Annotated in this window: 38 protein-coding genes; 33 read left to right on the top strand and 5 right to left on the bottom strand. The window is 69.7% G+C overall.

Going from position 1 to position 22317, the window contains the following annotated elements; genetic code table 11:
- Positions 1-103 precede the first annotated feature (103 nt).
- Positions 104-1606: an LVIVD repeat-containing protein gene (locus IG94_RS0102055; protein WP_031029979.1), complete on the top strand. Its 1503-nt coding sequence runs from the start codon at positions 104-106 to the stop codon at positions 1604-1606.
- On the opposite strand, the gene IG94_RS0102050 is transcribed toward IG94_RS0102055, so the two are convergent.
- From IG94_RS0102050 to IG94_RS39615, 4 genes are all read right to left on the bottom strand, one after another.
- A complete protein-coding gene (locus tag IG94_RS0102050) occupies positions 1594-2298 on the bottom strand; it encodes a TetR/AcrR family transcriptional regulator (protein ID WP_031029976.1) in 705 nt (234 codons plus the stop codon). The two genes, IG94_RS0102055 and IG94_RS0102050, sit on opposite strands and share 13 nt — an antisense overlap.
- Before the next feature lie 190 nt (positions 2299-2488).
- Positions 2489-3835 carry a tyrosine-type recombinase/integrase gene (locus IG94_RS0102045; protein ID WP_031029973.1) on the bottom strand — a complete coding sequence of 449 codons (1347 nt, stop codon included), beginning with the start codon at positions 3833-3835 and terminating at the stop codon, positions 2489-2491.
- A gap of 23 nt (positions 3836-3858) precedes the next feature.
- The gene (locus IG94_RS0102040) at positions 3859-4035 is read right to left on the bottom strand and encodes a hypothetical protein (protein WP_157852192.1); all 177 of its coding nucleotides are present in this window, start codon (positions 4033-4035) and stop codon (positions 3859-3861) included.
- Positions 4036-4184: 149 nt separating this feature from the next.
- Positions 4185-4763 carry a helix-turn-helix domain-containing protein gene (locus tag IG94_RS39615; RefSeq protein ID WP_157852190.1) on the bottom strand — a complete coding sequence of 193 codons (579 nt, stop codon included), beginning with the start codon at positions 4761-4763 and terminating at the stop codon, positions 4185-4187.
- A gap of 116 nt (positions 4764-4879) precedes the next feature.
- Here IG94_RS39615 and IG94_RS44285 point away from each other — a divergent pair, with 116 nt between their 5' ends.
- From IG94_RS44285 to IG94_RS42490, 23 genes are all read left to right on the top strand, one after another.
- On the top strand, positions 4880-5278 hold the full coding sequence (locus IG94_RS44285) for a helix-turn-helix domain-containing protein (protein ID WP_078892132.1): 399 nt from the start codon (positions 4880-4882) through the stop codon (positions 5276-5278).
- Positions 5202-5528: a hypothetical protein gene (locus IG94_RS0102030; RefSeq protein WP_031029962.1), complete on the top strand. Its 327-nt coding sequence runs from the start codon at positions 5202-5204 to the stop codon at positions 5526-5528. The genes IG94_RS44285 and IG94_RS0102030 overlap by 77 nt, the downstream gene beginning before the upstream one ends.
- Before the next feature lie 91 nt (positions 5529-5619).
- Complete coding sequence (locus tag IG94_RS0102025) at positions 5620-5967, top strand: hypothetical protein (protein ID WP_031029957.1); 348 nt, start codon at positions 5620-5622, stop codon at positions 5965-5967.
- Positions 5964-6713 (top strand): hypothetical protein, encoded by a 750-nt coding sequence (locus tag IG94_RS0102020; RefSeq protein WP_031029954.1) that lies wholly within the window; start codon positions 5964-5966, stop codon positions 6711-6713. The genes IG94_RS0102025 and IG94_RS0102020 overlap by 4 nt, the downstream gene beginning before the upstream one ends.
- The gene (locus tag IG94_RS0102015; protein ID WP_031029950.1) at positions 6710-7474 is read left to right on the top strand and encodes a hypothetical protein; all 765 of its coding nucleotides are present in this window, start codon (positions 6710-6712) and stop codon (positions 7472-7474) included. Before IG94_RS0102020 ends, IG94_RS0102015 begins: the two co-directional genes overlap by 4 nt.
- Positions 7471-7764 carry a hypothetical protein gene (locus IG94_RS0102010; RefSeq protein WP_031029948.1) on the top strand — a complete coding sequence of 98 codons (294 nt, stop codon included), beginning with the start codon at positions 7471-7473 and terminating at the stop codon, positions 7762-7764. Before IG94_RS0102015 ends, IG94_RS0102010 begins: the two co-directional genes overlap by 4 nt.
- On the top strand, positions 7764-7985 hold the full coding sequence (locus tag IG94_RS0102005) for a hypothetical protein (RefSeq protein WP_031029945.1): 222 nt from the start codon (positions 7764-7766) through the stop codon (positions 7983-7985). Before IG94_RS0102010 ends, IG94_RS0102005 begins: the two co-directional genes overlap by 1 nt.
- The gene (locus IG94_RS0102000; RefSeq protein ID WP_031029942.1) at positions 7982-8320 is read left to right on the top strand and encodes a hypothetical protein; all 339 of its coding nucleotides are present in this window, start codon (positions 7982-7984) and stop codon (positions 8318-8320) included. The genes IG94_RS0102005 and IG94_RS0102000 overlap by 4 nt, the downstream gene beginning before the upstream one ends.
- Entirely contained in the window at positions 8317-8532 is a 216-nt protein-coding gene (locus IG94_RS42500) for a hypothetical protein (protein ID WP_031029940.1), read from the top strand. The genes IG94_RS0102000 and IG94_RS42500 overlap by 4 nt, the downstream gene beginning before the upstream one ends.
- Before the next feature lies 1 nt (position 8533).
- Positions 8534-8737: a hypothetical protein gene (locus IG94_RS0101990; protein WP_031029936.1), complete on the top strand. Its 204-nt coding sequence runs from the start codon at positions 8534-8536 to the stop codon at positions 8735-8737.
- On the top strand, positions 8734-8997 hold the full coding sequence (locus IG94_RS0101985) for a phiSA1p31-related protein (protein WP_031029933.1): 264 nt from the start codon (positions 8734-8736) through the stop codon (positions 8995-8997). The genes IG94_RS0101990 and IG94_RS0101985 overlap by 4 nt, the downstream gene beginning before the upstream one ends.
- Positions 8994-9170: a hypothetical protein gene (locus tag IG94_RS42495; protein WP_157852186.1), complete on the top strand. Its 177-nt coding sequence runs from the start codon at positions 8994-8996 to the stop codon at positions 9168-9170. Before IG94_RS0101985 ends, IG94_RS42495 begins: the two co-directional genes overlap by 4 nt.
- Positions 9167-9643, top strand: coding sequence for a hypothetical protein (locus tag IG94_RS0101975; RefSeq protein ID WP_031029931.1), 477 nt, complete (start codon positions 9167-9169; stop codon positions 9641-9643). The genes IG94_RS42495 and IG94_RS0101975 overlap by 4 nt, the downstream gene beginning before the upstream one ends.
- 82 nt (positions 9644-9725) lie before the next feature.
- Positions 9726-10181 carry a hypothetical protein gene (locus IG94_RS0101965; protein ID WP_031029926.1) on the top strand — a complete coding sequence of 152 codons (456 nt, stop codon included), beginning with the start codon at positions 9726-9728 and terminating at the stop codon, positions 10179-10181.
- A gap of 108 nt (positions 10182-10289) precedes the next feature.
- Positions 10290-10631 (top strand): hypothetical protein, encoded by a 342-nt coding sequence (locus IG94_RS0101960; RefSeq protein WP_157852183.1) that lies wholly within the window; start codon positions 10290-10292, stop codon positions 10629-10631.
- Between the two features lie 130 nt (positions 10632-10761).
- Positions 10762-11109: a hypothetical protein gene (locus IG94_RS39610; protein WP_052410521.1), complete on the top strand. Its 348-nt coding sequence runs from the start codon at positions 10762-10764 to the stop codon at positions 11107-11109.
- Positions 11106-11969 carry a PD-(D/E)XK nuclease-like domain-containing protein gene (locus IG94_RS0101950; RefSeq protein ID WP_031029919.1) on the top strand — a complete coding sequence of 288 codons (864 nt, stop codon included), beginning with the start codon at positions 11106-11108 and terminating at the stop codon, positions 11967-11969. Before IG94_RS39610 ends, IG94_RS0101950 begins: the two co-directional genes overlap by 4 nt.
- The gene (locus IG94_RS0101945) at positions 11966-12799 is read left to right on the top strand and encodes a hypothetical protein (protein ID WP_078892131.1); all 834 of its coding nucleotides are present in this window, start codon (positions 11966-11968) and stop codon (positions 12797-12799) included. The genes IG94_RS0101950 and IG94_RS0101945 overlap by 4 nt, the downstream gene beginning before the upstream one ends.
- A 71-nt stretch (positions 12800-12870) precedes the next feature.
- Complete coding sequence (locus IG94_RS0101940) at positions 12871-13269, top strand: ASCH domain-containing protein (protein ID WP_052410520.1); 399 nt, start codon at positions 12871-12873, stop codon at positions 13267-13269.
- Positions 13270-13348: 79 nt separating this feature from the next.
- Positions 13349-13729, top strand: coding sequence for a hypothetical protein (locus tag IG94_RS0101935; RefSeq protein WP_031029912.1), 381 nt, complete (start codon positions 13349-13351; stop codon positions 13727-13729).
- Positions 13726-14718 carry a methyltransferase gene (locus IG94_RS0101930; protein WP_052410519.1) on the top strand — a complete coding sequence of 331 codons (993 nt, stop codon included), beginning with the start codon at positions 13726-13728 and terminating at the stop codon, positions 14716-14718. Before IG94_RS0101935 ends, IG94_RS0101930 begins: the two co-directional genes overlap by 4 nt.
- Positions 14715-15005, top strand: a complete 291-nt coding sequence (locus tag IG94_RS0101925) for a hypothetical protein (RefSeq protein ID WP_031029905.1) — start codon at positions 14715-14717, stop codon at positions 15003-15005. The genes IG94_RS0101930 and IG94_RS0101925 overlap by 4 nt, the downstream gene beginning before the upstream one ends.
- On the top strand, positions 15005-15886 hold the full coding sequence (locus IG94_RS42490; RefSeq protein ID WP_031029902.1) for a hypothetical protein: 882 nt from the start codon (positions 15005-15007) through the stop codon (positions 15884-15886). The genes IG94_RS0101925 and IG94_RS42490 overlap by 1 nt, the downstream gene beginning before the upstream one ends.
- Positions 15887-15948: 62 nt before the next feature.
- Here IG94_RS42490 and IG94_RS42485 read toward each other — a convergent pair whose 3' ends face one another.
- Entirely contained in the window at positions 15949-16200 is a 252-nt protein-coding gene (locus IG94_RS42485; RefSeq protein WP_031029899.1) for a hypothetical protein, read from the bottom strand.
- Positions 16201-16368: 168 nt separating this feature from the next.
- Here IG94_RS42485 and IG94_RS42480 point away from each other — a divergent pair, with 168 nt between their 5' ends.
- From IG94_RS42480 to IG94_RS42475, 9 genes are read left to right on the top strand one after another with little or no spacing between them, the layout of a single operon-like run.
- On the top strand, positions 16369-17691 hold the full coding sequence (locus tag IG94_RS42480) for an HNH endonuclease (protein ID WP_043482744.1): 1323 nt from the start codon (positions 16369-16371) through the stop codon (positions 17689-17691).
- Between the two features lie 31 nt (positions 17692-17722).
- Positions 17723-18691 (top strand): hypothetical protein, encoded by a 969-nt coding sequence (locus IG94_RS39605; protein ID WP_052410518.1) that lies wholly within the window; start codon positions 17723-17725, stop codon positions 18689-18691.
- Positions 18688-19305, top strand: a complete 618-nt coding sequence (locus IG94_RS0101900) for a zinc finger domain-containing protein (RefSeq protein WP_031029891.1) — start codon at positions 18688-18690, stop codon at positions 19303-19305. The genes IG94_RS39605 and IG94_RS0101900 overlap by 4 nt, the downstream gene beginning before the upstream one ends.
- Positions 19302-19640 (top strand): hypothetical protein, encoded by a 339-nt coding sequence (locus tag IG94_RS0101895; protein ID WP_031029888.1) that lies wholly within the window; start codon positions 19302-19304, stop codon positions 19638-19640. The genes IG94_RS0101900 and IG94_RS0101895 overlap by 4 nt, the downstream gene beginning before the upstream one ends.
- Positions 19637-19849, top strand: coding sequence for a hypothetical protein (locus tag IG94_RS0101890; protein WP_031029884.1), 213 nt, complete (start codon positions 19637-19639; stop codon positions 19847-19849). The genes IG94_RS0101895 and IG94_RS0101890 overlap by 4 nt, the downstream gene beginning before the upstream one ends.
- On the top strand, positions 19846-20154 hold the full coding sequence (locus IG94_RS44280) for a zinc finger domain-containing protein (RefSeq protein WP_031029880.1): 309 nt from the start codon (positions 19846-19848) through the stop codon (positions 20152-20154). Before IG94_RS0101890 ends, IG94_RS44280 begins: the two co-directional genes overlap by 4 nt.
- Positions 20151-20393 (top strand): hypothetical protein, encoded by a 243-nt coding sequence (locus IG94_RS0101880; protein ID WP_031029877.1) that lies wholly within the window; start codon positions 20151-20153, stop codon positions 20391-20393. The genes IG94_RS44280 and IG94_RS0101880 overlap by 4 nt, the downstream gene beginning before the upstream one ends.
- Positions 20390-22099: a DNA cytosine methyltransferase gene (locus tag IG94_RS0101875; protein WP_031029874.1), complete on the top strand. Its 1710-nt coding sequence runs from the start codon at positions 20390-20392 to the stop codon at positions 22097-22099. Before IG94_RS0101880 ends, IG94_RS0101875 begins: the two co-directional genes overlap by 4 nt.
- Positions 22099-22296: a hypothetical protein gene (locus IG94_RS42475; RefSeq protein ID WP_157852180.1), complete on the top strand. Its 198-nt coding sequence runs from the start codon at positions 22099-22101 to the stop codon at positions 22294-22296. The genes IG94_RS0101875 and IG94_RS42475 overlap by 1 nt, the downstream gene beginning before the upstream one ends.
- Positions 22297-22317 lie beyond the last annotated feature (21 nt).

Genomic DNA, 22317 nt, shown 5'->3' with positions numbered 1-22317 from the left:
TTCATTGCGTGTTTGTTGCCCCCTGTTGGTATGAGCATGGCGAAGACGATACTGCGGGGGTGCGTGAACCGTTCCGGACGGGAACGGACGTAGGGAGGAAGCAGTGACCCTGTTGAACGACCCGCGAACGCGGCGCAGACGCCTGGGAGTCGGGGCTGCCGCCGCCGGCCTGCTCGCCGCGCTGCTCACCGCCGGCCCGGCCGTCGCCACCCCCGATCCCGGGGACGGCACGGCCACGTCGAAGGAGGTGTCGAAGAGCGCGCAGGCCGAGGTGCGCGACGCCATCCGGAGCGGCGAGATACCCGGCCAGGACGAGATAGTCCACTCCGACAACATCGAGCACCTGACCAACATCCCCAAGGACTCGCTGCCCGGCACCAACTCGGACCTGGCCTTCCAGGGCCGGTACGCCTTCGCCGGCAACTACGACGGCTTCCGCGTCTTCGACATCAAGAACCCGAAGAAGCCGAAGACCGTCGCCCAGGTGCTGTGCCCCGGCTCGCAGAACGACATCTCGGTCTCCGGGAACCTGCTGTTCCTCTCGACCGACTCCTCGCGCAGCGACAGCAGTTGCAACAGCACCACGCAGCCCGCGACGGAGAAGTCATCCTGGGAGGGCATGAAGGTCTTCGACATCACCGACAAGCGGAACCCGAAGTACGTCGCCGCCGTCGAGACCGCCTGCGGCTCGCACACCCACACGCTGGTGCCCGAGGGCAAGAACGTCTACATCTACGTCTCGTCGTACTCGCCCGACGCCTCCTACCCCGACTGCCAGCCCCCGCACGACGGCATCTCCGTCATCAAGGTGCCGCGCAAGGCGCCCGAGCGGGCGGCCCTGGTCGGCTTCCCGGTGCTGTTCCCCGGTGAGGGGTCCGACGGCGGCGGCAACCCGGGCGGGCCCACCAACCCGGGCGTGTCCAAGACCACGGGCTGCCACGACATCACCGTCCTGCCGTCGGAGGACCTCGCGGCGGGCGCCTGCATGGGCGACGGCATCCTGTTCTCCATCAAGGACCCCGAGCGTCCGAAGGTCATCGACCGTGTCCAGGACAACGAGAACTTCGCGTTCTGGCACTCGGCGACCTTCAACCAGAAGGCGAACAAGGTCGTGTTCACCGACGAGTTGGGCGGCGGCGGCGCCGCCACCTGCAACGCGGAGATCGGCCCGGACCGCGGCGCCGACGGCATCTACGACATCGTCGGCCGGGGCGACCACCGCAAGCTGGTCTTCCGCAGCTACTTCAAGATCCCGCGCCACCAGGCGGACACCGAGAACTGCGTCGCCCACAACGGCTCGCTGATCCCGGTCAAGGGCAAGGACATCATGGTCCAGGCCTGGTACCAGGGCGGCGTCTCCGTCTGGGAGTTCACCGACTCCTCGCGGCCCAAGGAGATCGCCTACTTCGAGCGGGGTCCCCTGACCACCGACGCGATGACGACGGGCGGTTCGTGGTCGGCGTACTACTACAACGGCTACATCTACTCGAACGACATCGCCAAGGGCTTCGACGTCCTCAAGCTCAGCGACCGGCGCACCGACCCGGCCGAGCGGGTCCGCCTGCAGGAGCTGAACACGCAGACACAGCCGGACTACTTCGACTGAGCCTGCCGTCGCGCCGGACCGGCCGGGTCCTCCGCGGCGGGCACGCCCGTCGCGAAGAACCTCGACAGGTCCGTCGTCGTCCCGCCGGGCGCCCCCGCGTCCGGCGGGACACCCAGCTCCCGGGCCAGCCGGTAGCGCTCGAACAGCTCGGTGCGCAGCTGGGACAGCGGCATCGGCGCTCCGGGCATCAGGGCCGCGAAGACGGCGCCCATCAGCTGCGCCCGCAGCATCGGGTAGTCGCGGTCGACGTCCTGGGAGCCGTGCCGGGCCACGGTGTCCCGGAGCAGCTGCGCGAGCCGCCGCTGCTCCGGGCACGGCACGAAGCCCACCTCAACCTGCAGCAGGCCCGCCATGTGCTGGCGCATGAGCACCGGCCGGTCCCGGGCCAGTCCCAGGATCGCGTCGATGGCCCGTGCCATCCGCTCCGGCCCCTCGGCCGTGCGCGGCTCGCGCTCCAGCGCCTCCTCCAGGGTGCGGTGCATCAGCCGGTGCACCGCGGACTGCACCAACTGGCGCTTGCCGGGGAAGTAGTACGAGACCAGTCCGCGCGCCGAGCCCGCCCGGTCGGCGATGTCGCCCAGCGTGGTCGCCTCGTAGCCGCGCTCGCCCACCAGCTCCACGGCCGCGTGCAGGAGCCGCTCCTTCGAACGCCGCCGCAATTCTTCATTGACCGAGGCGCTGCGCGGGGACATGCTGTACTCCTGCGTTGACTGGCTGGCAGCCAACTATACTCGGCGCAGACGGGCCGGGTCGCAGGGTTCCGGTTCGTTCACCGTCCGTCTCGGGCGACACGGGGGATCGTCCGAGACGGCCGGATCGCCCCGGCAGTTGCCTCGGGCTACGAAGTCGCGGAAGAGCCGAAACCCCAAGGCAGAGGACCCCTCACGCGACCTCACCACCCTCAGCCTCGACCTCGGCAACATCGACCGGCAAGGCCGTGGGAGATTCCTGGGAGATCAACTTCAACCCCTGCTGCCGCTTCCGGCGAGGCCGAGGAGCCTCCCACTCCCGATGGTGGTCCCTCACCCCCAGCGCTGTCTCCCACAGCTTCTGCAGATCCGCGGCGATGTCCAACTCCATCGCCAGCGTCGTGTGCGAGTACGTGCCCTCCACGCCCGGCAGGACGTGCCGCATCCGCTCCTCCACCGCCACCCGCGGATGCTTCAGCTCGTCCAGCCACACCTTCATGCTGTGCCGCAGCCCGTGCGGCACGATGTCCCGGATCCCGGCGACGGCCTGCATGCTCGGGAGCCTCGCCGGCCTTCCCAGCCGGTCGGGTACCGCCTGATGGCCGTCGACCCAGCGCCGCCAGATGTCAGCGTAGAAGTAGGCCCCGGTGTCCATCTTCTTGCCCGTCGGACTGGGGAACACCCACTCCTTGTCATGGGATGCCAGCACCTGCCGCAGCAGGCCGGCGAGGAACGGCGGCAGGATGATGCTGCCCGTCGACCCGTACTTCGGCGGCACCTGCTGCTTCTCGCCGTCCACGTACTGGCTCTGCTCCTGCACCAGGAGACGGCATCCCTGGCCGTGGTCGTCGAGGACGAGGTGCTCCCGGCGCAGACCGGCGACCTCGGAGATCCGCAGGCCGCAGTAGGCGACGGTCAGGACCAGCGTGTAGCCGACGACGCCGCGCATCGCCTTCGCATTCCGCGCCAGCAGCAGCGCCTGGCGCGGGGTCGCGATGACGACTTCGTCGTGCTCCTGCTTCCCCTTGAACTTGCCGCGCCTCCGCGACTGCAGCGTGGGCACGGGGTTGTCGGCACGGACTTTGGAGGCGACCGCGTCATCGAACATGACACGCAGCACCGACATGACCGACTTGACGTACCGGGGCTTGTACTGCTTGCGCAGCTGCTGCTCCCAGGTCTTGACGGCGACGGTGGTGACGTCGCCCATGGCGAGCTTCCCCCACCTCGGGACGATCACCGACCGGAGGCGCTGCCGGTACGTCTTGTCGCTGCGGTTGGCGAGCTCCACCGACTCGATCCACAGCTCCGACCACTCCTGAACAGTGATCCGGCTGTTCTTCGGGTCCAGGTACGTCTTGCGGCGCACGTCGGTTTCCAGACCGTGCGCGTATTCCTCCGCAGCCCGCTCAGTGTGAAACGGCTGCCCCTCGTCGTCCTTGCTGACGGACCCCCACGTCCCGTCAGGCTTCTTGTACCGCCCGCGGTACCGCCACTTGCGGGCCTTCTTGTCGTAGCTGCGCTTTTCCCCATACGCCATCGTGCACCTCGCCGAGCTGTTGGTTAGCCGGTGACGGCTCGAAGTGTGGCGTAGACGTGTGAATCATCCAACCGCCGCCAGCCGGCGATGGTGGTGCCCAGCATCTGCTGCAGCGCCCCCGCGCCGCGGTCCGTGATCAGGTCACGGTCGATGTAGATGACGAAGGTGCCGTTGTCCCGGTCGTCAACCCAGACGTCCACGTTGAACGGCATCTCTGACACGCGCAGAACCCGCACATTCATAGGTCCCCCAAGACCACCACGGGTGCCCCCCTTTGTGGTGTCCGGATATGAGACCACACCAGAGAGTGAAATGTGGAGGGATCGTGCGCAACGAACTGTGCAGATAGTTACTGCCCGTTCGCTGCCCGTGGTTCGTCGGGGTCGTCCGGCAGGCGGTGCAGGTTCGCCTCGGCGCGCCGCCAGGCGAGCAGTGCCTCCTGGATCTGCTCCGGCGTCGCATCCCGACTGCCGTGCACCACTACCGTCATGCGGGCGCCCGGAATGCCGGGCAGTTGGATCACCTGCGAGTCGATCAGCGGGTCGTCGCTCTCCAACTCGTCGACGACCCGCAGCGGCAGCTTCTCCCGCAACGGATCATTGCCGCGTCCGAGCGTGGCGGTGGCTTCGTGAACGACCGGGACAAGGGTCGGTTCGCCGCCGCGGAGGACGGCGAGGCCCGAGCCGGCCGCCCATCCGATGTGGGGCTCGACTTTGGCGAGGCTCTGCGGCATGCGCGAACGCGGTTCGCCGCCTTCGAGGTTCTGGACGGTGCCCTCGCTGACGCCGGCGCGTTCGGCGAGGTCGATCTGGCGGAGGCCGCGCGCTTCGCGGGCTGCCTTGATGGCTGCTCCGAGCTTGCCCCACTGCCAGGTGGTCCGGTCCTCTGTCATGGCCTTCATCATGCCGCACCGGTTGGCAACACGCACCCATCGATTCCCCCAATTGACCAGGATTGATCGGTGATGGGGGCGCATTTTTGTTGCCTCGTTGGCCCTTCGTTGCGCTCGCGCGCCGTGAGTGCGCCCTTGCTCACCGAACTCCTATGGCCATGGGTTCGACACCCAACACGGCCACTCACACCCAAGCAATCCCGAACTACACCCAACGAATCCAGCGCAACGGCTTGCCTTCCAGCCTTCATTGGGTCTACGTTGCGGGTGTGAGACCGAACGGAGCCGCAATGAAGGCAATCCGCGAGGCACGGGGGATCAGCCTTCAGCAGCTCGCCAAAGACATCGGCCGAGACGTCGGCTTCCTCTCCAAGGTCGAACGCGACCAACAAGGAGCAGGAGCCGAAACCCTCCACCGCTACGCCGAGCGTCTCGCCGTGCCAATCGCCGCCATAACCCACAAGGAGACACCCCGTGATCAAGAACGATCTGGATCCCCCCACCGACGAGACCCTGATCCTGCACCTGACCCAGCTCACCGCAGCTGTTGAGCGACTGGCCTCCGGCCCGAGCCCCGCCGAGCTGGAACTGACCGCGTTCACGCCGGCGCGGGCCGCCGAACTCCTCGGCAAGACCGAGAACTGGGTGGTCGAGAACATCCAGGCCGGCCGAATCCCCCACACCTACGTCGGCAAGTCGCCGCGCATGACGGCCGACCACATCCGCTGGGTGCAGGCCCAGGGCGAGCGCGTGCCGAACAAGTACGCCAAGCCGCTCAGCACCGCCCGCGCTGCCGCCTGACCGGCAACGCAAAGAGGCCGCCGCGACCCGCTAAGCCCGCGACGACCTCACGCTCCACCCCATCCAGAGCACGCAACGAAAGGGGCTTCACGTGCCTCGATCATCCCAGACTCCGCTGGACTTCTCCCCGTTCGACGACGAACTGTCCGGCAAAGACGGCATGGGCTGCCACTGCAGCCTGTGCAACGACCTGAAGTACGCCCACGGCCGCCACGACTACCTGCTGCCGTACTCCGCCGCTCTGCACGCGGCGCTCGTGGCGGGCACGCACGTGCACGTCAGTTGGGGCGAGTGGACGGAGAAGCTCCGCTCCAACGCCCCCAGTCGCACCGGACGCGGCTACCAGTCCGCGGGCAGCTTCATGGCGAGCGGAACCGGTATCGGCATGACTCCGGGTGGCATCACCGGTTCCACGTATCGGAAGGAGAACGGCCGATGACCGTCTCCGATCTCGACCCGTTCTGGGTCAAGGCCCGCTCCGAGTTCCTCGCCAAGGGCAGCACCTCCGCTGACCCGTCCGCGTGCGGCACCTGCCGTGGCAACGTCGCGGCCGGGGAGCCGGTGGAGCACGAGGGCTGCGCCCAGCGCGCCACGCTCCTCCAGGCCCCCGACCACCCGCACTACGAGATCCTCGCCGGCTTCTCCCTGGAGGAGAACGCGAAGCTCCCGGCCCGCTTCCACGTTCCCGTCTTCGACGACTGCGGCGTGCCGAACTCGTGGCTGTGCGCGGTCTGCTGGGAGGACGGCGTCGTCACGGGCTGGCCGTGCGCCACCGCCACCAAGTACGGCACCCAGGTCTTCACCCCGCAGCACGAGGCGGAGACGGTGGAGAAGCGGCAGGCGGCCCGCATCGCCGAGTTGGAGAACGCCCTGGCGGCGGCTGGCCGTTCGCTGTCGTCGTTCATCTTCGACTCGACCGACCCCGGCGCGGACGCGCTGGGAGCCCAGTGGCTCTACAACCAGGCGATGCCGCACGCGGACGACCCGTTCGCCCAGCCGCGCGCCTACCGGTCCAGCGTCTTCTCCGAGGCGTCGACGGCCGTCGAGGGCATGGAGAGTCGCCCGTCGGACGGCGAGTACTCCCGCGAGTACCTCAACGGCTACACGCACGGCTTGGACGCCGCAGCCGAGCACCTGGAGAAGCTCGCCGACCAGGCGGCCGAGGGAACCGAGGTGGCGTCGTGAATGCCGAGCAGTGGAACGCCCTGCACCCGGTCGGCACTCTGGTGTTCGCCTACCCGGGCTGCCGTCCGGAGGACGGCACGGGTACCCGCCTCGTGACCCGCACCCGCACCGCAGCCCAACTGTCCGCGTCCGGTGACCCGGTGGTCTGGGTGGAGGGGGAGGGCGCCTACATCGCGCTGACCCACGTCGACCCGGTGTCGGAGGAGGTGTGGGCGGAGGCTCTCGCGGCTGAGATGGCGGCCGAGCAGGCTGCCACGTGCCCGACGAACCCGCCCGGTCACGACTGGGGGAACGGGCTCGCCTGCCGCTGGTGCAAGGCCACCCGCACGCCCGCCGAGGCGATCGTGTCGGGGCTGGCGTCCCGCCGGGGTGGCGACGAGACCAGCGCACAGAAGTTGGTCGACGCCTACCGTGCCCAGATCCTCGCCGAGGCCAAGGTCGAGACCGTCGACTGGCTGGTGAAGAAGGCCAGCGAGTACTACTCCACCGGCAGTAAGCAGCACGCCCTCCAGGCCGACGCCATCGGGACGCTCGCCTCGAAGCTGGACCGGGGCGCCGTCCGGGCTTTCATCGGCACCGCCCACTACCGCGACGCCATCGACGAGCTGACCGCCGAGGCCCGAACCGCCGCCTTCGAGGAGGCCGCCGCTTTCTTCGACGGTCTGGCTGACGCCGAGACAGACCAGCACGGCTACCGGGCCCGCGTCATGCGCGGCGCCGCCACCGACGCCCGCCGACTCAACAACGGGGAGGCGTCATGACCGCCCGCCTGTCGCCGCAGCGCGAAGCTGAGATCGCCGCAGCGGTCGCCGTGTACGAGGGCCACCCGAACATCGGGTTCGCCTGCTGCTCGGCCCACGGCCCGGCCGACGGAACCCGCGAGCTCCTCGCCGAGTTGGCCGCGGTCCGCGCCGAACGCGACCGTGCCACGGCTGCCGCGTTCACGGCTGCCGCCGATCTGGTCGCCCGCTACGGGGCTGGCTCGGTCGAGCAGGGACTGTGCCGCGACATCGCCGTCCAGCTTCGCCGCCGAGCCCAGGAGGCGTCGTGATGGACGCCGAGACCTTCAACCGCCTGTACGCCGTCGGCACGCCGGTCCGCGCCTTCCCGGAGACGCAGGCGGAACGCCCCCGCACCACCCGCACCCGCACCGCCGCGGTCGACGTGCAGCACGGCCTGACCGTCGTCCACGTCGACGGACTGGTCGGCCCCGTCGACATCCGCGGCATCGACCCCCTGCCCGACAACTACCCCGTGGAGGCAACGCCGTGAAGATCTCCCTCTGCAAGCACCGCTTCCCGATCGTCGCCCCTGGCGGCTCGCTCTTTCACCCCGGCGACTGCTCCCGCTGCGGCATCACCTACCGCGACCACGAGACCGAGCTGCGGCGCCAGGAAGAAGCGCTGATCGTCGGCAGCAGCCGCTACGGCAAGTGCCCCGACTGCGGCCACAACCGTCGCCTGTTCCGCTTCCAGCCGCCCGCCCAGCCCTGGCACAGCCCCGACGAGGAGATGCCCGTCAGCTTCCTCTGCATGGGCTGCTACAACACCGCCGCCGACACCCACAACGCCATGGTCAAGGGCGCGTTCGAGGAGGCGGCGGCGTGAGCGACACCAGCATCCTCAACCAGACGATCATCCTCGGCACCAACCCCGACGAGGTCGCCTTCGAAGTCCACGACGGGCACGCCTTCATCCTCCTCGGCCCCATCTCCATCGCCCTGCCCCTCACCGCCCAGCACGCCGTCGACAAACTCGCCACCGTCGCCGCCCAAGCCGCCGCCGACAACCGGGCCCGCCGACTCCGCGAGGTGGCCTGACATGGCGACCGTCATCGAGCCCCGACCGCTCGCCGACCTCGAACAGGACGCCCTCGCCCGCATCGAAGCGGAGATGGCGCGGCGGGCCCGCGGCCTGAAGCCGTGGACGCCGACCGAGTACGTCACCGAGATCGAGAAGGTCCACGTCCGCTACAACCACCGCCGCCAGTGGCTCCGCACCCACGAGCAGGAGACCACGGCATGACCACCTACCTGCATGACGGTGTCTGCTTCGACCTGGCCGTCACCCACACCGACGTGACCGGCGTCGAATGGCAGTGGTCCGGCGACTGGAACGAGACCGGCGAACCGTGGATGGGGGCGACCGAGCGGGGGAGCGTCATCTTCCTGCCGCCGCTGGTCTCGCTGCCCGACCTGTACGCGTGGCACGGGCCGCTCATCCCCACCCCGCGCCCCGCGACCGCCGCCCTCTACCGGCACGTCCTCCGACAGGCCGCAGCATGACCGCGCCCGTCGACCCGCAGGCCGCCATCGACGAACTCGTGGCCCGCGAAGCCGCCCTGGAAGCCGCGATCACCGCCGAACGCGAACGCGGCCACGAACTCCGCACCGCCGCCAGCTTCCGGGAGACCGAAGCCGCCGGCTACATCGACCGCACTTTCCTGGAGAAGCCGTGAACACCGCTCCCGACACGTTCATCGGCGCCCCGGTGCCCGAGCACCTCAAGCGGCAGTGGCGCACGTGGGAAGCCGCCGCATGGCGCCAGCAGCAGCACCGCGCCGACAACCGCATGTACCCGCCGGACGAGCGGTTCAACGTCAGCCCACCCAAGGACGTCTGCCCGGTCCACCACCAGATGTGGCTGGACTACCGCAACATGCACTTCGACCCGGACACCGGCGACCGCTGGCCCGGCAACCCCGGCTCACCGTTCCAATACGTCGGCGACAACATGCGCGAGCTCCGCGAGCAGCGGCGCGTGGAGTGGGACGAGAAGGCCTCCGCGGCGATGCGGCAGGTCGAACGGATCTGCCTCGCCGGCAACTCCCCGCAGTGCGGGCCGGGCGATGGCCCGGCCGACGTGGTGGCCATGCCGCAGCCCAGGAGCCGAACGGTCACCGACCTGCCCCTGCCCGCGGAGGCGTCGTGATCGCGATAGCCGCCCCCTTCGTCCTGATCATGCCGCTTCTGATCCTCGGCCTCGTCGAATACCTCCAGCGAAAGGGGCACCAGTGAGCACCCTCACCGTCATCGCGGGCGGCAAGCACAGCCAGCCGTACCAGAAGCTCCTCGCCCACACCCGCCGCATCGAAGACGACAACACCGTCCTCACCGGGGCCGTCGAAGAGCGTGAGCAGCAGCTCCACACGGCGCTGATCCGCGGCTGCCAGGACGCCATGGCCATCGCCGAACTCCGCGCCGAGAACGAGGCGATCAAGGAAGCGAACGCGGAACTCCGCCGGACCACGATCCGCGCCAAGGCCGAACAGGAACGCCTCCGCCGCGCCGTCATCAACGCCCGGCCCCGCATCCGCGAAGTCCCCACCGACCTCGTCCGGCCCTACTCGCCGACCGTCGTCCTGCCCTACGTCTCGCCGGTGCCGCACCGCGACACCAGCAACGACGAGACGCAGGAGATCGCCCTCATCGACGTGCCGCAGCCCTGGCCGACCTACCCGGCCGCCTGACCCGCCGCCCCGCCGGAAGACACCGGCCGGCGCGGGCGGCGCCCAAGAAAGAACCCCGAGCGCTTGCACCGCTCGGGGGTCCGACACCAGTAGATCACGGAGGACCCCTTGAATGCCGCAACCCATGAGGTGATCGCCCGCGCCGGCGCGACGCCCGTCCTCGTCCTCGCTATCGAGCCCGTGCCCGGCCTGCACGTCTACGAGCAGCCCGCCGAACTCCGCGGCCCCGGTGACGACACGACCCACCCCTGGCGGCTCGGACACCACTCCGGCTACGCCATGGCCGCCTTCACCACCAAGGAGGAGGCCGTGACTGCCGCCTGTGAGGTCGCTGACTTCGCGGACTGGACGCGCAGCGCCGACGCACTCCGCGGCGACCCCGGCTTCGACCTCACCGGCTACTACGACCGGCTGATGGAGAAGACCCGCGGCCTCCTCGTCGCCACCTGACCCGCCTCCACAACCCCATACCCGCCGCGCTGGGCGACCCCCACGCTCCGCGGCATCCCAGGCGGCCCGTCCCGCACCTCCCCCCGTCGGGACGGGCCGCCACCACCCCGCACACCCTCAGGAGCACCAGATGAGCACCACAAACCCCAGCATTCCCGCCGAAGTCGCCGCCCACGTCCTCTCCCACTACGGGCGCGGCGGCTACCCAGCCGGCGACTGGACCGCAGACCTGATCAGCCTCATCGACCGCGCCGACATGGTCCACCAGGCCAAACTCACCGCCACCTTCCCCGACTACGGCGCCGCCATCGCCCTCGCCAAGTACGACGAGGAAGGCATCGCCACCCTCCAGCGGATCGCCGGACTCCAGCCCACGCCGATCACCTGCAAGCGCTGCTGGGGCACCGACGGACCGTTCACGCCCGACGGCCTGTGCGAGCCGTGCGCCCGCCCCATGCCCCTGGACGGTGTCGCGTGACCGCCGCCGTCGAGGTCGAGGCGCCGAAGGTCATCGACGGACTGTCCGCCGAGGAGTACCACGCCGACCGCACGTCGATCTCCTCGTCCGGGCTGCGTGCCCTCCTCGCGCCCGGCTGCCCCGCCCAGTTCAAGTACGACCGCGACCACCCCACCCCGCCGAAGAAGGACTTCGACCTCGGGCACGCCGCCCACCTCTACGTGCTGGGGGAGGGGCCCGAACTGGAGGTCATCGACTTCCCGGACTGGCGGAAGAAGGACGCCCAAATCCAGCGCGACGACGCCTACCTGGCGGGCAAGGTGCCGCTGCTCACCAAGGACCACGACATGGTCCAGGCGATGGCCGACGCCATCCGCCAGCACCCCATCGCCGGGCCGCTATTCACGCCCGGCAGGGGAGTGGCAGAGCAGTCGATCTACTGGACAGACCGCCGCACCGGAGTCCGCTGCCGCTGCCGACCCGACTGGATGCCCACCCGACAGGAGAACGGCCGCCTCGTCGTCGTCGACTACAAGACCGCCAAAGCCGTAGACGAAGCAGCCCTCGCCAAAGCCGTCTACGACCGTGGCTACCACGCACAGGCCGCCTTCTACCTCGACGGCGTCAAGACCGCCGGCCTCCACGGCGACCAGGAGCCCGCGTTCATCTTCGTGTTCCAGGCGAAAACCGCGCCCTACCTGGTGCACCTCGTCGAGCTCGACTTCCCCGCCCTCGCCCTCGGCGGCGCCCGCAACGAGCGCGCCCTGCGGATTTACGCCGAATGCGAGCGCACCGGCAGCTGGCCCGGCTTCAACGACCGCATCACCTACCTGCCGCTGCCCGCCTGGGCCGAGCGGCGCGACCAAGAGGAGTACGCGTGAACCAGCCCATCCCCGTCCCGTCCACCACGGCGCCGGCCCGCATCGGTCAGGGCACCGCCGTCGAACAGTCCCGCGCCGCCGCCGAGGTCCAGGCCGCGGTCGTCGTCGCCCAGCAGTGCCCCCGCAACATCCAGGCCGCCGTCGCCGAAATGCGCGAGTCCTGCAAGCAGCAGGGCCTCGCCGAGCGGGCCTTCTTCCGCTACTCCCGCGGCGGCTCCACCGTCACCGGCGCCTCCGTCCACCTCGCCCGCGAACTGGCCCGCGTCTGGGGCAACGTCCAGTACGGCCTCGTCGAGATGCGCCGCGACGACGAGTACGGCCAGTCCGAGATGCAGGCCTTCGCCTGGGACGTCCAGACCAACTCCCGCAACAGCTCAACGTTCATCGTTCCGCACCGCCGCGACACGAAGAACGGGCCGAAGCAGCTCACCGACATGCGCGACATCTATGAGACGAACGCCAACAACGGTGCCCGCCGCGTCCGCGAGGCGATCTTCGCGATCCTCCCGCCCTGGTTCGTCGAAGAGGCCAAGGAACTGTGCAACCAGACGTTGCGGGACGGCGGCGGCAAGCCCCTCGCTCAGCGCATCGCGGACGCCATCAAGGTCTTCGAGGGCATCGGCGTCACCGCCGACCGCATCGAGAACCGATTCGACCGGCCGTCGACGAAGTGGACCGAGCACGACGTCGCCCAGCTCCTGGTCATCTACAAGTCGATCCAGCGCGGCGAGGTCACCGCCGAGGACGAGTTCCCGGCGCCCCGCGTGTCCGCCGACGAGCTGACCGGCGGCAACACCGACAAGCCGGCCACGGCGCCCGCCCAGCAGTAGCCCGCACACGCAACAGGGCCGCCCGCGGGCGTATCGCGGGCGGCCCCATCACCCGACAAGGAAACCACCTGATGAAGGCATTGACCATCCGCCAGCCGTGGGCGGGCGCGATCGCCCACGGAACGAAGCGGGTCGAGAACCGCTCGTGGAGGCTGCCCGCGAAGTACGAGGGCGCCCGCATCCTCATCCACGCCGGAGCCCAGCCCGACCGCCACGCGCAGGTGTACGGCGAGCACCTCGACGTGTACTCCGCGATCGTCGCCGTCGCCACGATCACCGGCTGCCACTACGACAACGGCAACCAGGTCTGCTGCAGCTACTGGGCCCAGCCCGGCCTCTACCACTGGACCCTCGCCGACGTGATCGCCCTGCCCGAGCCCGTACCCGCCAAGGGCGCCCTCGGCTTCTGGACGGCGGACGACGACGTGCTCGCCGCCGTCCAGGCACAGCTCGCCGACACCGTCTGCTAACCGGACCCGCTGGGGCTGCCGCGGCCCGAACCTGCGGCAGCCCCACCATCCAGCACACCACACACCGAGGGAGCCCACTATGGCCCGCAAGCTCACACCCGCTGAACGACTCGCCTCCGCCGAGAAGGACTTCCTCCTCGAGGAGATCTACGACCAGTCCTCCTGGGACCAGTTCCTCGTCGAGCAGGCCGTCTTCCACTTCGGCCAGCGCCACAACGACTTCTCCTGCAACGACCTGCGTGACGTGCTGCCCGAGTTGGGCCACGGCTTCCTCGGCGCCGCCATCAACGCGCTCAGCCGCGGCGGAATCATCCAGCACACCGGACGCACTGTGCCCTCCACCCAGGCCAGCACCCACGGACACCGAATCGGGGTCTGGACCCTCACCCACAAGGGCCGCCGCATAGCCGCCCAGCGTCGCGCCGCCCGCCAGGCCGCCGCCAGGAGGGCCGCAGCGTGAAGCTCACCGACGACATCCTCACCGCGCTGCGGGAGCGGACCGCCATCGACGGCACGCACCTGGTCCTCACCGGCCCGCGCATGGACCCGAAGCTGTACCAGCGGGTCAACGAAGTCCTCGAGGCGGTCGGTGGCCGGTGGACGACCAACGAGCAGGCCCACGTCTTCCCCGTCGACGCCGCCCAGGCGCTCGCCCCCGTCCTGGAGTCGGGGCAGGTCGTAACGCTGCGGGAGAAGCGGCAGAGCGCCCAGTACTTTCCCACCCCGAGTGCCGTCGTACAGCGCCTCATCGACCTCGCCGCGATCAAGCCGGGCATGGAAGTACTCGAACCGTCGGCCGGCTCCGGCGCCATCGCCACCGCAGCCACCACCGCGGGCGCGGTCGTCGACTGCATCGAACGCGACCCCGGATACGCCGCCGTCCTCACCGACACCGGCGTCGCCCGCACCCTGACCGTCGCCGACTTCCTCACCGTCCCCGCCCAGCCCTGCTACGACCGCATCGTCATGAACCCGCCGTTCACCAAGGGCGCCGACATGCAGCACATCGAACACGCCCTGCGCTTCCTCAAGCCCGACGGGCTGCTCGTGTCGGTCATGTCGTGGGCGGTCACGTTCCAGGGCCGGAAGACCGCCAAGTTTCGATCACTCGTCGAAGCCCGCGGCGGCACCGTCGAAGCGGTCGCTGGCGGCGCGTTCAAGGAGTCCGGCACCGATGTGGACACCGTCATCGTCACCATCCCAGCTAGCCGGCCCGCCAACGCCAAGCCCACCACCTGGCCGACGCGTGAGATCCCGGAGCAGCCGGAGACGGAGTTCCGGAACCCGATGGAGATCCTCGACGAACTCCGCGACAACGTCCGCGACGCCATGGCCGAGTTCGACGCCCTCGCCGACATGCTCGCCCAGCCCCTGCCGAAGACCGACGTCGTCGAGCTCCCCACAGCCCGGGAGGAACAGCTCACCTTCGACCTCGGGGAGGCGTCGTGACCGTCGACCAGCTGGCCGCCGCCATCGACGCCTACACCTGGCTCGACACCCAGATCGACACCTTCGGGCCCGGCGTGGTCCTCGCCGCCGCCTGGTGGCTCATAGGACGCCTCACCTGGCGCACCCTCGACCGCCTCGCCGACGCCCACGACCGCATCACCGCCGCCCGCGAACTCCTCGCCGACACCCGGCCCGCGGAAGACACCCAGCCCGGCACCGACAACCAGCTCCTCAACACCTGCCGCACCACCTGGAACACCGACACCCCGCCCCGGAAGGAGAAGTAATGGGCCGCCCCGCCATCCCCGCCGAAGCCTTCGACCACGGAGACCCCCGCCGCTACCGCCGCGGATGCAAATGCCGCCCGTGCACCACCGCCGTCACCGCCGAAGTCCGTCGCGGACGCTACCTCCGCGCCACCGGACGCGGCCTCCTCACCACCACCCACCGGGCCGCCCGACACATCGCCCGCCTCCGCGACGCCGGCATGCCCGACCGCCAAATCATGGCCGACGCCCTCATCAGCGAGAACGTGCTCTACCGCATCGTCCGCGACGGCGACGAAGGCACCATCCACCGCTCCACCGAAACGCGCGTACTCGCCCTCAAGGCCACCAACACCGACCTCCCCGGATCCGGCAGCCAAACCTCCGGCCTCGGCACCGTCCGCCGGCTGCGCGCGCTCGCCGCCGACGGCTGGACCGCAACCGAACTCGCCCACCGCTGCTCCCGCCACAAACAGTTCATCGTCTACCTGCAAAACCAGACAGAGACCACAACCGTCCGCCGCTGGGTCGCCGACTACGTCACCAAGCTCTACACCGAACTCGACGGCCTCAAGCCCGAAGACCACGGCATCGCCCCCCACATCGCCGAACGCACCCGCAGCCGGGCCGCCTCCAAAGGCTGGGTGGGCACCGCCTACTGGGACGACGAAGCGCTGGACGACCCCGCCTACGACCCGGCCGAGACCCTGCGCGAACTCAACTTCTTCGAGCGTGCCCAGCTCCGCCGCGAGGAGATCGAGCACCTCGCCTGGTGCGGCCACAGCCCCGAGCAGATCGTCGACCGGCTCAACGACGAAGTCGCCATCTCCACCGTCCGGCAGGTCGTCCAGGAATGGCGCACCGGACAGAGGCGCGACCGCAAGCGGCCAGCCGCCGCATAGCCCACGACAAAGGCCCCGCCACGCGGCGGGGCCCGGAGGACGAACGAAAGGAGGCGGGGATGTCAGGCGTTCCGGTTGTACTTCGCTTCGAAGACCACGGTGGTGTCGTCGTCCCGTCGGAGGGTCACGTCAGGCCGCGGGGACGCGTCTGGCCGCTTGGGGAGCGTCGCCTTCGGCCGGCGCAGGTACCAGGCGATGAATTCGCGGACCAGGCGGGACCGCTCCCGTTCTCCCACGAGCACGCCGAAGTCATCCCAGTCCTTCTGCGGGATACGGACGGGACGGGCGGTCGTGTGGGTCTCCTTCGGGGCCATGGTCCGAGCGTAGCGCGTGTGTGTACACGAGCGCCAGATAGGGCGTTGCCGTGTACGTACACGACCGGTAAGGTCGTGTACGTACACGGAGGCGTCAAGTCGAGCCCCCCGTCTACCCCTTTGCGCCCTCAGAACGACCAGCGCAAAACGATCAAAGGACACCACTCAATGGCCGTCTCCAAGCGACTCCGCTACGAGATCCTCCGCAGGGACAACCACACCTGCCGCTACTGCGGCACGTCCGCCCCGGACGTCCCGCTGCGCGTCGATCACGTCACCCCCGTCGCGCTCGGCGGCACCGACACGCCCGACAACCTCGTCGCCAGCTGCGAGCCGTGCAACAGCGGCAAGAGCAGCGCAACCGTCGACTCCGCCGTCGTAGCCAACGTCAGCGACGACGCCCTCCGCTGGGCTGACGCCATGAAGCAGGCGGCGGAGGATCTCCGCCAGCTGCAGGCGCCGAAGAACGAGTACCGCGAGTCCTTCAGGAAGACCTGGAGCGGATGGACTCGAGAGAACGGCTGGAAAACCGAGCGCGTCGAACTGCCCGACAGTTGGAAGGGCAGCCTCGACGCCTTCTATGCGGCCGGCCTGCCGCAGGAAGTCTGGCCCGACATCGTCGAGAAGGCCATGACCAACCCCACGGTCAGGATCGACAACACCTTTCGCTACGCCTGCGGAATCGGCTGGCGCATGGTCAAGGAACTCCATGAGCGCGCGCAAGAGATCGTCACCCCGTCAACGAAGAAGGCCCCCGGCTCGCTCAGCCTGATCGGACAGGCGGCCGTCGACCGCTGGGCCCGCGCGTGGGCATCTGATCTGGAAGCGGAGCCCTCGGGCGAACTGCGCGCCCAGTTCGCGCGCAGCCTCATGGAACTTGAGGCATGTAGCGAATGGACAGACCCCGAGCAGGTGATCAGGGCGGCCATCTTCGGCGGATCCACAGGCGTCTCAACCATCCAGGATGCGATGGCCGGGGCCACCGACCAGGAACGTGCCGACGTCGTCATCGAGTGGTGCGACGCCTGGACCGAGCTCGACGGGCTATCCACGTACATTGAGCCACCGGACACGTTCCTGCTCAGGGTCGTCCAGAACCAGGTCGACGACCTCGCGGATGGCGGCGTCTCGCTGGACCGCATCAGGCGCGCCGCACTCCTCGCCGGCTCCCACCACTCCTCGGAGCTGCACCACGGACTGCGCCCGAACGAACTTGAGTACACCGGCGTCGATGCATTCCGGCACCGTGCTGTCGACCTTTGGTCGCGCAGCTTCCGCGCGGGTGCCAACCGGTGGCCCGAGGCCGAAGAGCGAAGCGCGTTCATGAACCACTACAACCGCGTGGTCGCCGACGGCGACTTCTACCTCAACGACGTCCTCGCCGCCGCAGCCGCAGCAGGCGCCTACCAGGACACCGACCTCGCCACCTGCCTTCCGCGGCACCTCTCCGTTCTGGAGATCGCCGCGCAGCCGCTGGGCGGTGCCGCCTGATGGACCACACCGAAACCTCCAGGGAGAACTGATGCCCTGGTTCAGGATCGACGACAAGGCGCACTCCCACCCGAAGCTGATCAAGGCTGGGAACGCTGCGCTCGGTCTGTGGCTGCGCTGCGGCTCCTACGCCGCACAGCACCTGACCGACGGCATCGTGCCTGGCGTCGTCGCCGAGCTGTACGGCACCAAGCCGCAGGCGGCCAAGCTCGTCAAGGCCGGCCTGTGGCACGAGCACGGCCACAACTGCCCCGACGGATGCCCCGCCCCGGCGCCCGGCGACTATGTCTTCCACAACTTCCTCGACGACGGCCGCAACACCTCCCGCGCCCGCGCCGAGGCCGAGCGGAAGAAGGCCCGCGACCGCCAGTCGAAGCACCGCGAGGGCGCCCGCGGGGGGCGTCCCAGCGACCGAAAAGGCGATGGAAACGCCGACGAATCGAAGGACTTTACCTTCGATTCGTCCTCCAAAAAAAGTGAAAGTGCTTCGGAAAAATCTCAAAGTTCCGACAGCAGTGCAGGTCAGAGCGGGTTGTCACGGCGTGACGCTTCCGTCACGGGTATCCATGCCGCTGCCACTCCATACCCCAGTACTTCCTACGGAAGTACTGGTGCTGCTAGCGAGCCGCGAGCGGACGGCCTCCCCGACCCCCTCGCCGAACTGAAGCGGGGCATCGCCAACGCGGGCCTCGCAGGCGTCGGCTGGGACCTCCGAGAGTCCGGCTGGGAGTACACGCGGCAAGCCATCAACCGCGTCGGCGTCGCCGCGATGGTCGCCTTCGCCGTTAACTCCGCCCGCCTCAAAGGCGTACCGGCCGGGGCCTCCGCCTGGGTGCAGGGCTGGCGAACCCTCGAGGCCCCCGAGGAGCAGAACGGAATCGCGTACTTGCCCACCGCAGTCGGGCAGAGCGGCCCCGTCCCCCGTCAGCAGCAGGAAACCAACGACCTCTTCGACCGCGCCATGCAGCGCGCCAAGTCCCGCATGCAGGAGGATCAGTGACCCCCGACGAAGCTGTAGTGCTCGCCCGCTACGTGCGAGCCCTCTGCCCCCAGCAGAAGTTCGACGAGTACACCCCGGATGCCTGGCACGACGTCCTCGCCGACTTCGCCCTCGCCGATGCCCGTGCCGCCGCCGCCGCCGTAGCCCGCAAGCAGCCGTTCGTCAGCCCCGCCGAGATCATTGCGGAGATCCGACGCACCCGGGACGACCGCGCCTCCGACATTCAGGGGCCTGGCCTGCCCGCCGAGGTGCCGGACGCCGACCCGGACGACGTCCAGGCCTACCTGGCGGCCCTCCGTGGTCAGCGCACTCGTGCAGCGGACGGTCAGGTGATGAAGCGCCGTCCTGTCGCTGAGCTCCTGGCCGGCGTCGGCCGGGAGATCCCGGACGAGGTGGCCGTCGTAAGACGTCCGGGCCCGCTGGGCATCGAGTGCCCCGCGTGCGGAGCACCGATAGGCAGGCCCTGCCGGATGGACAGCGGTCGGGAACGCGCTCCCCACTCGGCACGGTCTGGCCGTGACGAGCAGGCCGAGATTGAACGCCGCAAGGCGGCCTCGGCCCGCATCCTCGGCAGCCAGACGGACGAAGGTCCCGGCGTCGAGGAGGCGTCGTGAGTGACGCGCAGATCCCGGACGACGACGGCATCCAGGTTGAGGACATGCGGGCGGTCCGTGCCGGCGGCCGGGCTGAGCTTCGGGCGCTGATGCGGGCGCAGATCGACATCGGCCGCGCACGCCGCACCGAGCCCGCCAAGCCGGCGGCGGCCCCGAGCCCGCCAGGTCACCGTCCGGGCGCCTGGCCAACGGGAAGTTCGCCGCCGGGTCCACCACCGGAGTGGAGCTACCCGAAGGCCGCCTGGGATGCGGCCGTCCGCCACTACCGCAACACCGAGCACTTCCCCGACCAGCCGTGCGACTGCGGCAACTGCCCGCCAGAGGAGAACCAGTGAAGCCCGAGATCGAGTTCAGCAACGCGGCCCAGCGGCTGCGTACCCAGCCCGACGCGCCGCAGGACCCCGAGGTCATGGAGCAGGTGGCCGACTGGCTGGGCTGCCAGGCCATGCTCGGCTCCGAGGACCGCGGCGGCGACACCTGCACCTGGTGTGACGGCAACCACGCCCTGCTGATCGCCCGTGCCGTGAACGGGGGCCGTCGATGACCACTCGCCAGCCTGCCGCCCAGATGCCGGAGTCCCTGCGCCACGTCCTCCGTGCGAAGCAGCACCCGGCCCGGTCCGTGCCGTGCCCGCACTGTGGGGCCGCCGCGCATCGGCCGTGCCGGGTCCGTACCCGGAACACGGTCCTCAGTCAGCCGCACCCGCAGCGGGTGTCGGACTGGGCTCAGGCCACGGCCTGCTGCCCGCAGTGCCAGGTCGGGCTGGCCACCCCGTGTCACGAGGACGGCCGCGCCCGCCGCACCGTCCACGCCCGCCGCTACCAGGAAGCCGAGGCGACCGCCGCATGACCCCCTACGAGCGCCTGATGGCCGAAGCCGTCCCTACGGGCACGTTCGGGCGCTCGCGCCCCGAAAGGCCGCGAGAGGCCCCTTCGCGGCCCTCCTGGACCCCGGAGGAGCAGGCCGCACACCGCGCCGAACTCGAAGCCGCCCTCGTCGGCTTCGAAACCCGCGGACCCCATCGGCCCCTGCTCCGAGTCATCGACGGCAACACCAGCACCACCACTTACCGGAAGGACGCCGCATGATGTCTCAGCACGACAACGACGCACTCACCGTCATGGACTGGTTCTGCGGAGCCGGAGGCAGCAGCCAGGGCGTCCACGCCGTCCCCGGTGTCCGGGTGGAGCGCGCCGCGAACCACTGGAAGCTCGCGATCGAGTCGCACGCCGAGAACTTCCCGACCACGTCGCACTACCAGGGCGACATCCGGAAGGCCCCGGTGTGGGACTGGCCCGTCACCGACATCTTCTGGGCGTCGCCCGAGTGCACGAACTGGTCGGTGGCGAAGGGGAAGAAGCGGGACTTCGCCGGCGCCATGCAGGGCAGCCTCCTGGACCTGCTCGCGCTCGCCGAGGACGACGACGAGCCGTCCGCCGAGGAGGAGTCCCGCGCGCTGATGGAGGAGGTCCCGCTGTACCTGCGGGGCGTGCAGGAGCGCGGCGGGCTGGTGAAGGCGGGCATCGTCGAGAACGTCACCGACGTGCGTGCCTGGGATCAGTGGGACCGGTGGATCGGCGAGATCCACAAGCTCGGCTACCGCTCCCGGATCATCGCTCTCAACTCGATGCACGCGAACCCCAGGTCGGTGCACGCGGCGCCGCAGTCCCGTGACCGCCTGTACGTCGGCTACTGGCACGAGAGCCTGGGCCGGACGCCGGACTGGGACAAGTGGTTGCGCCCGCGAGCCTGGTGCTCGGGATGCGACGCGTTCGTGCAGGCGATGCAGGTGTTCAAGGACCCGAAGCGGGACATGGGCCGCTACCGGCAGCAGTACGTCTACCGGTGCCCGAACACCTCCTGCCGCAACCAGGTCGTGGAGCCGGAGGCCCTGCCGGCCGCTGCGGCGATCGACTGGTCCATCCCTGGGCAGCGGATCGGGGACCGGGCCAAGCCGCTCGCGGACAAGACCCTGAAGCGGATCGAGGCCGGGTTGAAGAAGTTCGCCCGCCCGGTGCCGATGATGGTCCCGGCCGGCGGTACCTGGCGGGACGCGGCCGTGTCCGTCGGGGAGCCGATGGCCGCGCGGACCACCCGCGAGAACGACGCGCTGATGGTGCCGCCGCTGATGGTCCCCGTGGAGGGCCGGGACGGGAAGAGCGCCGCGTCGGCGCACGCCCCGCTGCGGGCCATGACGACCCGGAATGAGACGGGGCTGGCGTGGCTGCCGTTCATCGCCGAGCTCCGCGGTGGCGGCAGCGTGGCCCGGTCCGTCGGCGAGTCCCTCGCCACGGTCACGGCGTCCGGGAACCACCATGGTCTCGTCGCTCCGGCCATGCCTGCGATGGTCATGCGGAACAACACCCCGCGCGGGAACGCCGCGCAGATGTGCACGCCCGTCGATGAGCCGTTCCGGACGATGACGACGGCCGGGCACCAGTCGCTCCTCACCTGGGAGCACATGCTCGTCCCGTACTACGGCAACGGCGCCCCGCGGTCCGTGAACGAGCCGATCGGCGCGCTGACGACCCGCGACCGGTACGCCCTCGTCCGGGGTGAGGTCGACATCGACGACGTGCTGTTCCGGATGCTCGAGCCGCACGAGATCGGCCGCGCGATGTCCTTCGCGGACAGTTACGTCGTTCTTGGCAACAAGCGGGAGAAAGTGCGTCAATACGGCAATGCCGTTACCCCGAACGCCGCCGAAGTCCTCGTCTGCGCCCTCGTCGAAGCGATCACCGGGGAGGAACTCACCCGGCACGAAGACGTCGCGGATCTCGCCGAGGCGGCCTGATGTCCCGCTGCGCGGCGTGCGGCCGGCGCCTACGCCGCCCGTCACCCACCGGCCTCGGCCCCGTCTGCGCCCGCCGACTCGCCCCTACCGCCCGCCCGTCGGCCACCGTGCGGGCCGCGCCACCACCCGACCACCACGTACCCGGACAGACCGAACTCGACCTCACCGACCACCAGCCCAGCCTCTGGTCGCTGTGACCAGCCAACCCGAAGGAGAAG

The sequence above is a fragment of the Streptomyces olivaceus genome (assembly GCF_000721235.1).
Classification (GTDB): domain Bacteria; phylum Actinomycetota; class Actinomycetes; order Streptomycetales; family Streptomycetaceae; genus Streptomyces; species Streptomyces olivaceus.
The sequence above is the reverse complement of the archived record's forward strand: the minus strand, read 5'-3'. Positions and strand labels throughout refer to the sequence as shown.